Here is a 14,296-nt window from a genome sequence, read left to right as displayed (position 1 = left end):
CCTGCCTTTTTTGCAAAATAGCCTAAACTGGGGAAAGCATGGTACTAAATTTTCTGAAAGCCGGTTATGAAAAGGTCAAAGAAGTCCTATCCCGGGGCCAAGCATTTCTTGGTCTGAAACTTAGAGAGCTCTTTGGCAAGCCGATCAGCGAAGAGACACTAGACGAGATCGAAAAGGTGCTCTACGAAGCCGATATAGGTCCCTCCCTAGCCGGCTCTTTGACCGAATTGGTGCGCAAGGAGCACATCCGCAATCCCCAGGCAACGCCGGACGATTACCTCAACTTGATCAAGAAGGCTGTCACCGCGCTGCTCGGCGCCTCTTCCTCCTCATTCAAAGAGTCTGCCGATCCCACACTCCCTACGGTAATTTTGGTTGTCGGAATCAACGGCAGCGGTAAAACAACGACCATTGCAAAGCTAAGCCACTACTTAAAATCCCAGGGCAAGACGGTCATGCTGGGGGCGTGCGACACCTTCAGGGCAGCGGCACAAGAACAGCTTGACATCTGGGCAGAGAGGACGGGTGTGAGCATCGTCAAAGGGAAGCCGGGCAGCGATCCGGCAGCAGTCGCCTTCGATGCCTACCAGGCCGCCAAATCCAGGGGGTGTCAATATCTGATCATCGACACCGCCGGCCGCCTGCAGAATAAAACTCACCTGATGCAAGAGCTTGAAAAAATTAAGCGCATCCTGGGGAAAAATGCAGCCGAAGCGCCCCATGAAACACTGCTTGTCATCGATGCAAATCTAGGCCAGAACGGGATCGATCAAGCACGTGTCTTCCATCAATTCACCCCCCTCACCGGGATCGTCCTGACTAAACTGGACGGCTCCGCGAAGGGCGGCATCGTTCTCGCTGCCCGTCAGGAAATCGGCGTACCGGTCAAATTTATCGGTGTTGGCGAGGGCATGGACGATCTCAAACCCTTCGATCCTGAATCTTTCGCTGAGGCGCTCCTTGGACAATAAGAGAGTCGTTTATTTTTAAAAAAATAGTTTATAATGTAGGTAGTCGAACCTGTAAAACCTGATACAAACAGAGGTTTTTATGATTATTTACCGCATAACTATTGTGGCATTTTTGCTGGCACTGCCGCTGATATCTCCAGCGTCTCTTGCAGCCAAGCCCCATGCCATGCACCAAAGCTCTCTCTCAATTGATCAAAAAGGCAAGCAGGCCCCAGCGGCCGAGCACCCGGCCCCGAAAAAGCATACCTTCAGCAAACATGGCTCAAAACATATCAAGAAGCATACTCCCCATCATTTGGCCAAGCACACTCTGACTTCCGCCAAGCACACGCAGCACGTTAAAAAGCTCTCCTAACAGAGGGAGAATCGATCTTAACAAAAAATTAATTCAAATTTTAATTGACATACCGGTTCAGTAATTATATAATGAAGATGTGTGGGAGAGCTCTTATTAGCCTTCCCACCATAAGAAGTACGAAAGTACTTTTGGGTAAGAGAATGTAGAAGGTAATCAAAGCCCGCCTTGTTAAATGGGAGAAGATTACTGGTCTTCTTTAGTTTAGTTTTGCTTCGCGTGAAAGGAAGGTGGACTTAAGGTTTCCTTTCTCTCTCGCGAAGCAAGACAGATAACTGGGTCCTAATGGACTTAAGACACCTCATTCTCTTGCCCTTTTTCTTTCTTAGTAAAGAAAGGGAGGATTTATGTATCCATGGAAGTGGTTTACCCTCGGCATCGCTTTACTGTCTGTAATTTCTTTCGTTCCTTCCCTAAACTCGACAGAACCAGCGAGCACCAGCCAGGAGTTAATTGCTGACAGAGGACATCATGGCGGACGGCATGGACATCATAGCGGCCGCAATTACCGTCATTATGACAATTGGGGTTCTAGATACTATTTCCACAGCACCCCAACCTATTATTATCGTAGGACTTATTACTACCCTAACGATTACTATTACTACTACTCAGACCCTTATTATTACTACTACCCCGAAAGACGCTCAGGCGTCTATTTTCGTTTCGGCTGGTAATAGGTTATAATATAAGTAGTCTGCAGTAGAAACAAGAGGCCTATCCGCAAGATAGGCCTTTTTTTTATACCCCATTATGACGAAAAACTTAAAAATTGAGGATCTGAAAGCATCTCGATATTCGTTTCAATTCTCATCCGACTTCTCCCCCCTTACAAAAAAACTAGTGAAGTTTGGCGAAGGCCCTAGACTTTGGCAAAGAGCTGGGTGAAGTAGTACTGTCCGTGCGGGCCTGCAGCAACAGCAATCGCCGTACGATTGTAGTCTCCGACAATGTTCTGATGGTGTCCGGCACTTTTGATCCACCCTTGAACGGCGGTGCGACTGGGTGACTTGGCGTTTTGATTGAACGCGACATTCTCCGCAAAACTTTTGACCTTTTCCTGCGATTTAACCGCTTTAAAGCGCTGCTTAAAACCGTCATGGCTGAAAGCAACCGTTCCTGACGCCATGTTTTTGGAATGAATAGAAGCCTGTGTATAAAGGACATGAGAAAAGATTAGGGGCTTCAAGCCTTTGCTTTGACGGTATGCATTGATCTCTTGGGCAGCAGCTTTTTCAAGAGCGTGCGTGCTGATGTTTCGATGGAGGGCGTGCGCTGATTTTTTGGGCTTTACAGACGATGAGTGTTGATTCGTACTAGGAAGGTGGGCAGAGGGTTTTACCACGGTCAAATGAACAGACATACAACTCCTTTTGTGTCTTTTTCATTTATTGTACCCGTCTATTTATTTATAAATATTAATCACAGTTAAAGGTTTTAAATTTAGTTTACATTCAAAATCAATAATTGAGTGTACACAGGAAAACACCATAAGGAGAGGCGCGGCCCCACTCAAAGGGTTAGCTTGGACTGCAAAAATCTCCCAAGAGGATACTCACTCGCCCAAGCTGGCCGATCAAGCCGGAGACATCCAATTGGTCAGCCCCAGCTGAGCCACTATCTGAAGGAGGAGCTCGACAACCACAAAGACGGCAAGAGCAATCAATAGGGGCTTGCCCCCAAAAAACTGGTAAGGCCCCTTGATACCCAGACGATAACGCCCCGAAAAAACCATCAGGACCGGTAGCAGGCCGAGAAGCAAGGCGCAGCCAACTCCTCCCGCTAAACTCAAGGCGATCAGGAACATATTAGGATCGTACAGGGTTACTAAAAGAGGCGGGATGAAGATTGCGAGGCAAAGGAAAAATCGGCCTTTGGCTGTCTTTTTCACTTTCAGACCGTCCGCCAGAAAATCCTGAAGACCGATAGCCACGCCAAAAAATGAGGTGATCAGGGCGAAAAAAGAGAAAAACTGGCCGACGACATAGATTCTGCCATCATGCAAGAAATTCTTGAGGGGAACTACAGCGTTCTGCCCTTTAAGCATCGCCTCATGCAGTCCGCCGGCACCGTCCACCGGGATAATTCCCATAATCAGCGCCTGCCATACTACATAAGCAAAAAATGGCAGCCCGCTGCCGATCAAAATTGCGAACCGCGCAGGGCGTGGTTCGTATTTGAAGTAGTGGGCGATCGTGGGGACAATCCCTTGATAGGCAAAAGCTGTAAAAGCGACAGGCAGACCTATCAGCGAAAGACGCCAGTCCATGCGGGTGAGCAGTGCGGGCTGAATCTGCGATGCCCCCAGCCAGACAAACAGAAAGTAGAAAAAGAACAGACCGGCCATCATGAAAAGGTTCAGACGGCTGACAAGACGCGCTCCTGCAAAGACAAACGGACCGAAAAAGAACACAAACGCAAACGGCGCCATTGCCTCAGACACAAGTTCCGGAAATGCCGAGCGCAAAAGCCCACCGCATCCGGTTACATAAGCCAGTGTCAACATGTAAAAAAGAAACAGATAGAGCGCCCAGGCAGCGACCTTGCCAAACGTTCCTAGGGTCTTTTCCGCCATCGTCACTAAGTTAGCTTCGCCTTTAAACCAGATAGACACTTCCAGCAGCAGCAGCCCTGTTGAGGCCATCAGCCACCAGGTAAGAAAGTAGATGAAAATGGAAGGGACAAAGCCTCCGAGCGCCATCTCTACCGGAAGGGCGAGCATCCCTCCTCCGATCGATGTGCCGGCAATGAGGAGAGCTCCTTTAATCAGTCGTCCAAAATGTTCTTTTTGATACATGTCAATACAAGTAATGGGTTATCCGCACGAAAAGGATAGAGGCTGGAAATTAAAGATTCCAGCATTTATGGCGATTGGGCATATTCAGATAAAAATATGCCTACAGTATTTCAAAATTTGACATTGGGGCACCTTCGGTATATGCGACCATGCCCCGTCACAAAAAAAAATTATTCGACCGTAACTGATTTGGCGAGATTTCTGGGCTTATCAATATCACAGCCGCGCTCTTTAGCCACAAAGTAGGCGAAAAGCTGCGTGACAACCGTGGACAAAACGGGCGAGAGCTCATCGATCGTTTGAGGAACCTCGATGAAATCCTGCGTAATTTTTGATATCTCCTTGACGAATCCCTCCTCGGTAATGGCAATCACTTCGCCTTTTCGTGCCCGAACCTCCATCAGGTTGCTGAGCATCTTGTCAAAGGTCTTTTTATTGCCGAGAAGCGCAACGGTCGGGCAATCCGGACTGATAAGGGCTATGGGACCATGCTTCATCTCTCCGGCGGGATAGCCATTGGCATTGATATAGGAGATTTCCTTTAGTTTCAGCGCCCCTTCAAGAGCGGTCGGATACATGTACTGCCGCCCCAGAAAGAAGAAGTTCTCGAACTTGGCGTATTTCTTGGCGAGCCTCTCGATCTCCCCGCTCTTATTCAAAATCGATTTGATAGCGTCAGGCAAGGACGTGAGGGCTGCAAGCACTCTTTTCCCCTCGTCGCGGCTCATATGCCTTCTTCTGGCCAGGAAGAGAGAGAGGAGGAACAAGACAACAATCTGGCTGGTGAAAGCCTTCGTCGAGCAGACTCCCACTTCAGGCCCGGCATTTAAAAACAGGGTGTGATCCGACTCTCTTGCGAGCGTCGAACCCTGAACGTTGCAGATTGAAAGCAGGCGCGCTCCCTTGGCTTTAAGTTCCCTGACAGCGGCGATGGTGTCGGCTGTCTCTCCTGATTGACTGATAGCAACAACTAACGTGTTGGGCGCAACGATCGGATTCTTATAGCGGAACTCCGACGAGATTTCCACTTCGACCGGGATCTGGGCCATCTCCTCGAAAAAGTAGCTTGCTACATAGCCTGCGTGCCACGATGTGCCGCACGCTAAAATGAGAATGCGTGACGTCGATCCGAGGTTCGGGAGATGATCTTCAATGCCGTTCAAAAGGGCTGTGCCCAGGTCGGTGCTGAACCGGCCGCTCATGGCGTTGGCAACTGTGACAGGCTGCTCAAAAATTTCCTTCAAGGTGTAGTGTTCAAAATGGCCTTTGGAAATATCTGTCGCCGAGATCTCAAGTTCGGTCTCTTCCTTGGAAATTTTTTGCAGTTCAACGTTATAGACGGCGAGCTTTTCCCTTTCCACAACAGCGATCTCCGACTTGGAGAGAAAGACTACTTTCTTGGTGAAGGCGGCAAATGCATTCGGGTCCGAGGAGACAAAAGCTTCCTGGCCACCCACTCCAATCACCATGGGCGACTCATGGGCAACAGCAATGATTCTGTCGGGAAAATCGCGGTGGACAATGGCGAGGGCGTAGGCTCCCTTAAGCCTCTTGACCGACTCTTGCACGGCTGCGATAATATCCCCTTTGTAGTTTTTCGCGATGAGGTGAGCAACAACTTCGGTGTCAGTCTCTGAACTGAATCGCACCCCTTCAGCGGAAAGAGCCTCTTTGATCTCGGAATAATTTTCTATGATACCATTGTGAACAACGGCCAAGGAACCCATCATATCGACGTGTGGATGTGCATTGGGAACCGTTGGCTCTCCATGGGTCGCCCAGCGGGTGTGAGCAATGGCGATATCTAAAGAAAATTGCTGTTTTTCAACCTCTTTCTCCAGCTGAGCGACCTTGCCAACCTCCTTGCAAAAAAGGATCTTCCCATCTTTTACTCCGGCGATACCGGCAGAGTCGTAACCCCTGTACTCCAGGCGCTTCAGCCCGTCAATCGCCGTTTTGACAGGGTCTTTCTTCCCGATATATCCAAAAATCCCGCACATGACTCCTCCCGTCACTTATCTCCAATCGATTTTGCCACTGAATCTGCGATCATGTCCGCAATTTCTCTGACAGTCGTCTCCTCTTGCCCCTCTACCATGACACGGCAGATTTTCTCCGTTCCAGAATACCTCACCAACACTCTTCCCCGGTCTTTCAACTTCTGCTTCCCCTGCTCGATCATGTCCTGGACATGCGAAAGCGTTTTCAGGTCGGGTTTTGCCTTCACTTTGACGTTGACGCACACTTGCGGATACCTCTCAACGAAAGAAGCCAGCTCGCTGAGCGGCTTGCCCTTCTCGATCATAATTCTTAGAACCTGCAGGGCCGATACCAGGCCATCGCCTGTCGTGTTGTAGTCGGCAAAAATCATATGTCCGCTCTGCTCTCCGCCCAAATTCGACCCGAGCCTGACCATCTCCTGGATGACGTGACGATCGCCTACCTGCGCCTGGGCTACCCTTACGCCTATCGACTCAAGAGCTTTGATCATTCCAAGATTGGCCATAACTGTCGACACAACAGTGTTGCCATGCAAGTTACCGCTCTCTTTCAAATCCCTGGCGCAGATCGCCAAAATAGTGTCACCGTCAACTACTGCCCCCTTCTCGTCAACCAAAATGACTCTGTCGGCATCGCCATCAAGGGCAATGCCGATGTGAGCCTGGTGCCTCTTGACGGCCTCCTGGATTAGCGCAGGATGCAGGGAACCGCACGATTCGTTGATATTAAGTCCGTTAGGGTTGATGCTATAGCTGTAGAGCTCTGCATCCAGTTCTTTGAAAATCAGGGGGGCTACTCTGTGTGCCGCACCATTGGCACAGTCGAGAGCCACTTTCAACCCATTTAAGTTCTGCTTTCTTGGGAATGTTCCTTTAGCAAATTCTATGTAACGGCCGTCGGCGTCATTAACCTTAAAGTTTTTACCAATCTCGTTTTCCAGAGGGATGAAGTCGTCAAATTTATCATCCCTGATCAACTTTTCGATTTCCTCCTCCATCTCGTCGGGAAGCTTAAAACCGTCCCCATTGAAAAATTTGATTCCGTTATCTTGGAAAGAGTTGTGCGAGGCTGAGATAACAACGCCGGCGTCGGCACGATAGGCTCGGGTAATAAAGGCCACCCCCGGAGTTGGCAAGGGGCCTACCATCAAGGTATCCACTCCCATCGAGCAGAGACCTGAAATCAGGGCGTTTTCAAACATGTAGCAAGAGAGGCGGGTATCTTTTCCGATGACGACGCGGCTTTTTTTAGCCTTTTTTCTGAAAACATAGCCTGCCGCCCTTCCCAGAGCGAGCGCTATTTCGACTGTCATAGGGAAATGGTTTGCCCTTCCGCGAACGCCATCCGTTCCAAATATTTTCTTTCCCGCTTCCAAAAGCATGATTCCCCTTCTCGCTGAACGATCACTACTGCCGATTTATGAGACAATCTCCGAATTGTTCCGAAGTAAAAAAGGTAAAAAAATCCAAAAAACCGACTGAAATTGGATCAGAGACACCTATAAGGTAAATGAACCCTCGTCCAAGATCAAGAAAAAGTGATAAAAACATACTCCCGATTCAATTTATTGAATTGAGAGACTGTTCTTGAAATCTTCAAAGCCCTCCACCAAATCATAAGCCACAGACAATCTGGGGTTTTCAACAAAAAAAACCTATTTAGAGCTCATGTCGGCATCGGCTCAAAAGGATAAAACCGTCAGGCGATGGGGCAAAACTTGAGAAGCCGCTATACCGAAAGTGTCTCAAAATTTGGTTTTTGGCAAAGAGAAATCCTCGCAATAGAAAGATCACAAGTCACCCAATATTAGCAATATGAGGTGACTTAAGATCTTTCAATCCCGAGGATTTCTCAAAGCCCCCATGCCAAATTTTGATAGGCTTTCGGTATAAAAGCAAAACCCCTTTCCTTGACACCAAAAGCAAGAGACTCTATTCTGATAGTGAATAAAAATATCAACTTTGAACATCAATAATTTACATTAGTTCCGTGCTGCCAAAGACATACCTTGCTTCAGACCATGACATCGACTCCCGGCTCATCGACGAAGACGCTCTTTATGTGATCGAGACGTTGAGAAACGCCGGACATAAGGCCTACTTGGTCGGGGGCAGCGTACGCGATCTGCTCACAAAAAAAACCCCAAAAGACTTCGACATCTCCACTTCCGCCAAGCCCGAGGAGATCAAAGCGCTGTTTCAAAGACGCTGCCTTCTGATCGGCAGACGTTTCCGCCTGGCGCACATCCGCTTTGGGCATAAGGTAATTGAAGTAGCCACTTTCAGATCAGGAGATACCGACAGCCAGGATCTCATCACCCACGACAACCGCTGGGGAACCGAAGAAGAAGACGTCATGCGCCGCGATTTTACGATCAACGGCCTGTTCTACGATCCTTCCAGCCACATCGTGATCGATTATGTGGGAGGATGGGAAGACACACGCAAAGGCATATTACGCTCCATTGGCGACCCCTTAAACCGCTTCCGCCAAGATCCTGTCCGCATGATTCGCATCCTGAAATTTATCGCGCGGCTCGGTTTTAAGATGTCCAAGGATTGCGCAGATGCCCTGCAGGCGTGTAAGACAGAGATTGTCAAAAGCTCCCCTTCCAGGTTGCTCGAAGAAGTGCTGAAAATGATGGAGTCAGGTTTCTCCTTCGAGTTCTTCAAGCTTCTCTCCGCCTTTGGCATTCTGGAGCTGATCTTTCCCGACCTTTACCGTTTCCTCAAAACAAAAAAGGGAGACGAGGTTTATCATTACCTGAGAATCATCGATCAGGTGCATCGGAAACATCCAAAAGCCCCTCTTGACCGCTCCATTTTGGTCAGCTGCCTGCTGTACCCGGCGCTCGAACAGGAAATTGAAAACGAGTATATCGCCAAAGGCACCAAGCCCCATCTCGGCCAGATTATCTTCGCTTCAACAGACGTGATCAAAAACCTGATTACCCACTCGTTTTCCCACTTCCCCAGAAGGCTGACACACCTTGCCTCCTATATCCTCTCGACGCAGTACCGGTTCACCCCGTTAACGGGAAAAAGGCATGCGAAACCCAAATTCACCTCCCACAAAGAGTTCCCGCTGGCGCTCACCTTCTTTAAACTAAGGGCTGTATTCAATCCCACCCTCACTGAAACCTATGAGTCGTGGAAGAAGTTCCATCAGCAGAAAACAAGACCCGCAAGAGGCGCCCACCACCCTCCCCCCAAAAGAAGGCAGGCAACCGATGAAGAGTCTACCGTTCCTGAAAAAGAGGCCATCTCTTAGCAACCTTGAGATCTTGGAGCTGTCATCTGATGCAGCAGACAAAAGTGTTCCTGTCGTTGTCTATTTCGCTCTGTCCGCAGAAAGCAGTTTAACTCTCGATCCGTTCAACCAGCCGGTGCTCGAACTTGCCGAGAACAAAGTGCGCTGCCTCTCTTTTACATTGCCCCATCACTTACGAGGGGATAACCCGCAGGACGCAATGCATAAATGGGCAGAAAGCCTGCTTCAAAACCCTCATTTCCTCGACAATTATGTACAAGCGGTTATACGCGACTTAGAGTATCTCGAAAGAGAAGGAGTCTTGAATTTAAATAAAACCGCTTTGATGGGACTTTCCAGGGGAGGTTATATCGCTCTTCGAGTCGCCGCAGAACTTAGCGAGATCGGAGCGACGCTCGCCTTTGCGCCCCTGACCGGTTTTCCACAATTAGCAGAGTTTCAAGAGCGCTTCCCTAGCGCGCTGATGCAGGCCCAGTCACTCACGAACTTCATCCCGAAGCTTGCGGGCAAAACCATCAAGATTCTGATTGGCAACAGGGACACAAGAGTTGGAACGAGAGCTTCTTTTGAATTTATGGAAGCCCTCGTTGAAGAGTGCTTTAGCAAAGGCATCCGCACACCTCCCGTCGAGATGACGGTAACTCCATCCATAGGACACAAAGGCCACGGCACATCCCCGGATTCATTCAAAGAGGGGGCCCGCTGGCTCAAGAGCCTGTTCTAAAACTCCAATCAGCATGAGTTCAGTACAGCTTCTAAGAGCCTGTTAACCGATTCAGTATATACCGAAAGTATCTCAAAATTTTGGCTTGGCAACGAGAGAGCCTAAATCTCAAATTTGAGACACTTTCGGTATAAATCAGGGCCTTCTAGTGATTGTCGCTTGCAAAAACTTCTGACGCCAGCTGTTTGTCGATCACAAGCGGTACCTTCAGCTCCTTGGATTCCCTCTCCAGATAAGAGAAATATGCCGGCAGCAAAAAGCGTCTCATCAACGACAGGCGATTGATGTTTGCTCTTTCAGCCGACCCTATGGTGTTCCCGGCAAGAGGCCCGATCTTAAGTGCGGCTCGATAGAAATCATCTTTTAAAGCGATGAATTTTTCCTTTTCACGATAGAGCCTCTCTACGGCCCCCCTTTTCAGAGCCACTTTAGCCTCTCTTGCTTTAAGTTTCCTCTTCAGCTTTGCCAACTTGGCACGGCTCTCATCCAAAGAACCTGCCGCTACAAGCAACCGGGATCTGAGAGCCCTGATCTTCCTCGACAGGATTTCCATTTTCGCGTCATGATCGGGCATCTGCCCCTTTTCGACTTGGGTGATACACTTTTTCAGACGTTTCAAGGCAGTCGCCGGCTGCGGCACAACGGCATCCCGATCGGCATCGACGATAAAATCCAAAACGCCCTCTTGGAGTAGAGGATGAGCGGCGTTTGTCAGGGCCATATCCGCCAAAAGCTGTACCGTCTCTTCTTTCGAGGTGTTGGTAATGGGGATACAGTCAAAGCGCAGGGCAAAGGCGTTGTTTTCCCTGACATGGCGGTACTCATCCTCTGTCGTGATGCCAATCACATGGACAAAGTCGCCATTCTCATCTAAAAAAGGTTTAAGTTGATCTGCTAGTTTTTCCCCTTCTTTACAGGCCATATGCACTTCGTCCAATACCAGTATGATGTCGCCTCTAAAACGTCCCATCGCATCGCTGATTTTATTGAGGATAGTGTTTCCCCCTCCTAAGAAGGAGGCTTGATGGCCGACCAGGTCGGCGGTGTTGATGCGGAAAACGGTCTTTCCCGAAAGAAAGGGGTAGTCGCCTCTCTCGATCGCTTGCGCGAATGCCTTGGCGGTCAAACTCTTTCCCACCCTTGATGGTCCCACCAGCAGGGCATGACGCTTCATTTTGAGGATCTCCGCAATCGCATCCAAAGACTCTTTTCGCCCCTGAAATAGCGATTTGCTCTTTGAAATCTCCCGAGTCCAGTTTTCGGCATTACCCGGCAGAGATGTGGGTGAGGGTTTGATAAAGGGCCATACAATACTCAGCGCGATAATGGCCAGTAAAATACTGCCGATTACCGCAAAATACTGCCGATGACCGCCGCACCCTCGGCAGCGCCGGTCAAGGGAAGAACGACGGTGGCCAGCATCGAAAACATGCTGAGAAGCATCATAATTTTTTGCGACTTGATGCTCGCATGCATCTCGCTCTCGGCTGGATTGAAAAAATCACCGATCCCAAAAGCATTGATGAGGCTATCGATAATGGTAACTATCACCTCTAACACTCTTCGTAGAATCAGCTTTAGGGAAAAACCCTTTTCTTGACAGAGGCCGGCGTAGTACTCTGCCTCTTCAAACATACTCTTTGCCTCTTCAAGAAGAGGAATCATATCCTCCCTATCAAGCGCCTCAAGCGCCTCCTTGGGTATTGCAGCGATCAGCTTTTCCAAGGTTTCCAAGGGATTATCAAGAAGTTGAGCTTCCAGCCCTTCCGCGAATACTCTTTTGATCAGATTTAAGAGTTCCTCGGATGAGATAGTTCGTATGCGCTCTTTAAGGGAAGAGTCTCCCTCCAGAATGCAATTGAGTAACGGTTTTATCGCAAGGGAAGAGAGCGGAGTTGCCTCATCGATATCATCAAGCGCAATCCTTGAGGGATTGAACAACGAACTTATTTCCAACATAACCCATCCATTATTAGACGGGATAAACTATCAATAGAGGATATTAAAGTCAAATAAGCCTTAATTATTTAAAAACAGATAGGTGCTTTCGTATAGCGCAAGGCAAGACTTTTGAAAATTGCGACCCTATACCGAAAGTGTCTCAAAATCTGGTTTTTGGCACTTTTGGCATAACGGATGCGGTATCCATTCATTTCAAACTCCAGGCCTTCTCGTTTAAAAGAAGAAGGCCTTTGGGGTCTAAAGCAATTTCTTACGACTTTCGTCTTTTGTCGCCGAAATCATGATCGCTCTCCCGGCTCCTTTTGAGACTACGATTGACCGGGTTTAGGTTAACTAGTATGTGCATCGCTTGCACTACCTCAGCTTCCTCATCCTCAAATAGGGGTTGTGGACCGTCGAACAAAGGTTGCGGTTCATCGCCTTCATTCATGAAAGGATTGAATACCATGGGCTGGACCGGGTTGGGGCTATCGCCTGCAGTGCCCGATTCAAGCATCCAGTCAACCAGAAAATCCTCCGTAGATGAAACCACCCGGTTCTGCTCCCCGGCACCCTCCTTTTCTTCAACAACTGTCGCCAGAATTACCTGCATACCTTCCATGTTGTCGCCATCGGCAACCTGTACGGCCTTTTCCACGATAGCAACGTTCCACTCAATAAGCAGCCAGCGCTGATAATTCTCTTTTAGATCCTGAGGAATGGATTGATGGTTAAGAAGCTCCCTCATTCTCTCGGCCAGCTCCTGGCTAACATTCGGATGGCTGGCAGCCAAATTGCTAATGCACGCTGTCATGTTGTAAAGCACATCATCAATACAACCCTTAAAAGCCTCTACTCCAACCAGGATCGGATGTTCGAGATAAATCGCCAGCAAAGAGTCCCAGTGCTCAAAGGAAGCCTCGCATTGATCCTGCATTAGTTTTACCGCCAGCTCAAACACATCGTGAGCAAAAGTCGCAAAATGACTCTGGCGACACACACCATTAACCTCCTCCTTCAGATATTGATTGAGGCTATAGCGCGCCTGGTCAATCGCTGCAGCTTTTTCCTGAACCGACTCCGAGCCTTTCCAAATCTCCAAATGACTCAGATAAAGATCTCTGAACACCTGAATATGGGAGGCTTTGGCGAGATCGCGCCTCGCTTCCTTGTGATAGGCAACTTGTGAATAGAGCTCTGCTGCTTTTACAAACTGTTGATTTTCCCAGCATCTGTTCGCCTCTTTGAGAGTTTGTCTGACAAAAGAAAGGGTATTTTTTCCGCGATCGCCGGATTCTTTTAGCGGCTTGGAATGGGCTCTTTTTATATCCTTCATCCGCTTCATTTTATCGGTTAGAGTGTCCTCAAGCTCGGACACATTGATCAATTTTTGCTTTAAGCAGCGACGACCGACTTCTCCGACCCTCAAGTTTTGTTTCTCTTCTGTGTTCTCTTCGATTGAAACCGGCTCCTGCTTAAAAACAACTTCAGACTCGTCCTCTATCACGATGATTTCAGGGTATTGACACTGATTTGCCGCGTTCGCTCCGTTTAAGGGAATCATTAATTTTCTCCATTTAATTTTATTTCAATATTTAACACACATTTCTTCATTCAAAGCCGGATAATTTATATTATTAAGCTATTTAACAGCAATAAAATACTTACAATCGAGATTTACTTAATATTTGAAGCATCTCTAAATTGAGTCTCCGAATGCCTAAAAATCACCAATACCTTTTAAGGCATCATCACAAATTCCAATTGAAATCAATAAGTTTCTCGAAATTAATTTATAATATCTTTACAAAGATAAGTTATATTTAAATACATAAACAGAAAAAACCTTAAGGAGTGAGTTATGTCATTAAATCCAATCATTGCAAAGCCTGTTGATTTCATCGGCGATACTCTGGTTAAAGCCGATATTGTAACAGCGAGCGAAGTCAGCGCCTTAAAAGGCATTGCCGGCTACGCCAAGCGCGACGGATTCTTAGGCTCTATTGCTACCGTTCTGCACCGTGTATGGAACGCTTTCAAAGCAGTCTTTGGACAATCCGACTGGCAAAGAGCTCAACGCGCCACCATCTCCTTTTGCGATCGCAACTTCACGAAACTGGCTAAAAACAAATTTCAAAGAGAAGAAGTAAAAGAGTTGGTCGCTAAGATGAAAACCAACGAGGGACACCAAAAAATTGATGAGATGTTCGGAGAGATCATTGGGTTTATTGATGAGG

At 48.1% G+C, this 14,296-nt stretch carries 12 protein-coding genes; 5 read left to right on the top strand and 7 right to left on the bottom strand.

Annotation, left to right across the window (positions count from 1 at the left end; genetic code table 11):
* Positions 1–38: 38 nt before the first annotated feature.
* Both ftsY and ELAC_RS09295 read left to right on the top strand, forming a co-directional pair.
* On the top strand, positions 39–971 hold the full coding sequence (gene ftsY / locus ELAC_RS09300) for a signal recognition particle-docking protein FtsY (protein ID WP_098039017.1): 933 nt from the start codon (positions 39–41) through the stop codon (positions 969–971).
* Positions 972–1,050: 79 nt separating this feature from the next.
* Positions 1,051–1,326 (top strand): hypothetical protein, encoded by a 276-nt coding sequence (locus ELAC_RS09295; RefSeq protein WP_098039016.1) that lies wholly within the window; start codon positions 1,051–1,053, stop codon positions 1,324–1,326.
* 862 nt (positions 1,327–2,188) lie between these two features.
* Here the strand turns inward: ELAC_RS09295 and ELAC_RS09285 are convergent.
* The 4 genes from ELAC_RS09285 to glmM all read right to left on the bottom strand — a co-directional run bounded on the left by ELAC_RS09285 (position 2,189) and on the right by glmM (position 7,505).
* Positions 2,189–2,689, bottom strand: a complete 501-nt coding sequence (locus ELAC_RS09285) for a CAP domain-containing protein (protein ID WP_098039014.1) — start codon at positions 2,687–2,689, stop codon at positions 2,189–2,191.
* 213 nt (positions 2,690–2,902) lie between these two features.
* Complete coding sequence (locus tag ELAC_RS09280) at positions 2,903–4,123, bottom strand: amino acid permease (RefSeq protein ID WP_098039013.1); 1,221 nt, start codon at positions 4,121–4,123, stop codon at positions 2,903–2,905.
* 170 nt (positions 4,124–4,293) lie between these two features.
* Entirely contained in the window at positions 4,294–6,123 is a 1,830-nt protein-coding gene (glmS, locus tag ELAC_RS09275) for a glutamine--fructose-6-phosphate transaminase (isomerizing) (protein WP_098039012.1), read from the bottom strand.
* Positions 6,124–6,134: 11 nt separating this feature from the next.
* Positions 6,135–7,505 carry a phosphoglucosamine mutase gene (gene glmM / locus ELAC_RS09270; RefSeq protein WP_098039011.1) on the bottom strand — a complete coding sequence of 457 codons (1,371 nt, stop codon included), beginning with the start codon at positions 7,503–7,505 and terminating at the stop codon, positions 6,135–6,137.
* A gap of 608 nt (positions 7,506–8,113) precedes the next feature.
* On the opposite strand from glmM, the gene pcnB reads away from it, so the two are divergent.
* Complete coding sequence (gene pcnB / locus ELAC_RS09265) at positions 8,114–9,394, top strand: polynucleotide adenylyltransferase PcnB (RefSeq protein WP_098039010.1); 1,281 nt, start codon at positions 8,114–8,116, stop codon at positions 9,392–9,394.
* Positions 9,354–10,118 carry an alpha/beta hydrolase gene (locus tag ELAC_RS09260; RefSeq protein ID WP_098039009.1) on the top strand — a complete coding sequence of 255 codons (765 nt, stop codon included), beginning with the start codon at positions 9,354–9,356 and terminating at the stop codon, positions 10,116–10,118. The genes pcnB and ELAC_RS09260 overlap by 41 nt, the downstream gene beginning before the upstream one ends.
* Positions 10,119–10,263: 145 nt before the next feature.
* Here ELAC_RS09260 and ELAC_RS09255 read toward each other — a convergent pair whose 3' ends face one another.
* The 3 genes from ELAC_RS09255 to ELAC_RS09245 all read right to left on the bottom strand — a co-directional run bounded on the left by ELAC_RS09255 (position 10,264) and on the right by ELAC_RS09245 (position 13,623).
* The gene (locus ELAC_RS09255; protein ID WP_098039008.1) at positions 10,264–11,319 is read right to left on the bottom strand and encodes an AAA family ATPase; all 1,056 of its coding nucleotides are present in this window, start codon (positions 11,317–11,319) and stop codon (positions 10,264–10,266) included.
* 146 nt (positions 11,320–11,465) lie between these two features.
* A complete protein-coding gene (locus ELAC_RS09250; protein WP_098039007.1) occupies positions 11,466–12,077 on the bottom strand; it encodes a hypothetical protein in 612 nt (203 codons plus the stop codon).
* 253 nt (positions 12,078–12,330) lie between these two features.
* The gene (locus ELAC_RS09245) at positions 12,331–13,623 is read right to left on the bottom strand and encodes a hypothetical protein (protein WP_098039006.1); all 1,293 of its coding nucleotides are present in this window, start codon (positions 13,621–13,623) and stop codon (positions 12,331–12,333) included.
* Between the two features lie 297 nt (positions 13,624–13,920).
* Between ELAC_RS09245 and ELAC_RS09240 the strand changes: the two genes are divergently transcribed.
* Positions 13,921–14,296 (top strand): hypothetical protein (locus ELAC_RS09240; RefSeq protein ID WP_143406490.1); only part of this gene is annotated, 376 nt, incomplete at its 3' end.

Origin of the sequence: Estrella lausannensis (assembly GCF_900000175.1) — a bacterium.
Classification (GTDB): Bacteria; Chlamydiota; Chlamydiia; order Chlamydiales; family Criblamydiaceae; genus Estrella; species Estrella lausannensis.
This window is presented reverse-complemented; position numbering and strand designations above follow the sequence as displayed.

Coding starts and splice junctions, on each gene's coding strand:
- ftsY (WP_098039017.1), top strand. CDS start 39: ATGGTACTAAATTTTCTGAAAGCCGGTTATGAAAAGGTCAAAGAAGTC.
- ELAC_RS09295 (WP_098039016.1), top strand. CDS start 1,051: ATGATTATTTACCGCATAACTATTGTGGCATTTTTGCTGGCACTGCCG.
- ELAC_RS09285 (WP_098039014.1), bottom strand. CDS start 2,689: ATGTCTGTTCATTTGACCGTGGTAAAACCCTCTGCCCACCTTCCTAGT.
- ELAC_RS09280 (WP_098039013.1), bottom strand. CDS start 4,123: ATGTATCAAAAAGAACATTTTGGACGACTGATTAAAGGAGCTCTCCTC.
- glmS (WP_098039012.1), bottom strand. CDS start 6,123: ATGTGCGGGATTTTTGGATATATCGGGAAGAAAGACCCTGTCAAAACG.
- glmM (WP_098039011.1), bottom strand. CDS start 7,505: ATGCTTTTGGAAGCGGGAAAGAAAATATTTGGAACGGATGGCGTTCGC.
- ELAC_RS09260 (WP_098039009.1), top strand. CDS start 9,354: ATGAAGAGTCTACCGTTCCTGAAAAAGAGGCCATCTCTTAGCAACCTT.
- ELAC_RS09250 (WP_098039007.1), bottom strand. CDS start 12,077: ATGTTGGAAATAAGTTCGTTGTTCAATCCCTCAAGGATTGCGCTTGAT.
- ELAC_RS09245 (WP_098039006.1), bottom strand. CDS start 13,623: ATGATTCCCTTAAACGGAGCGAACGCGGCAAATCAGTGTCAATACCCT.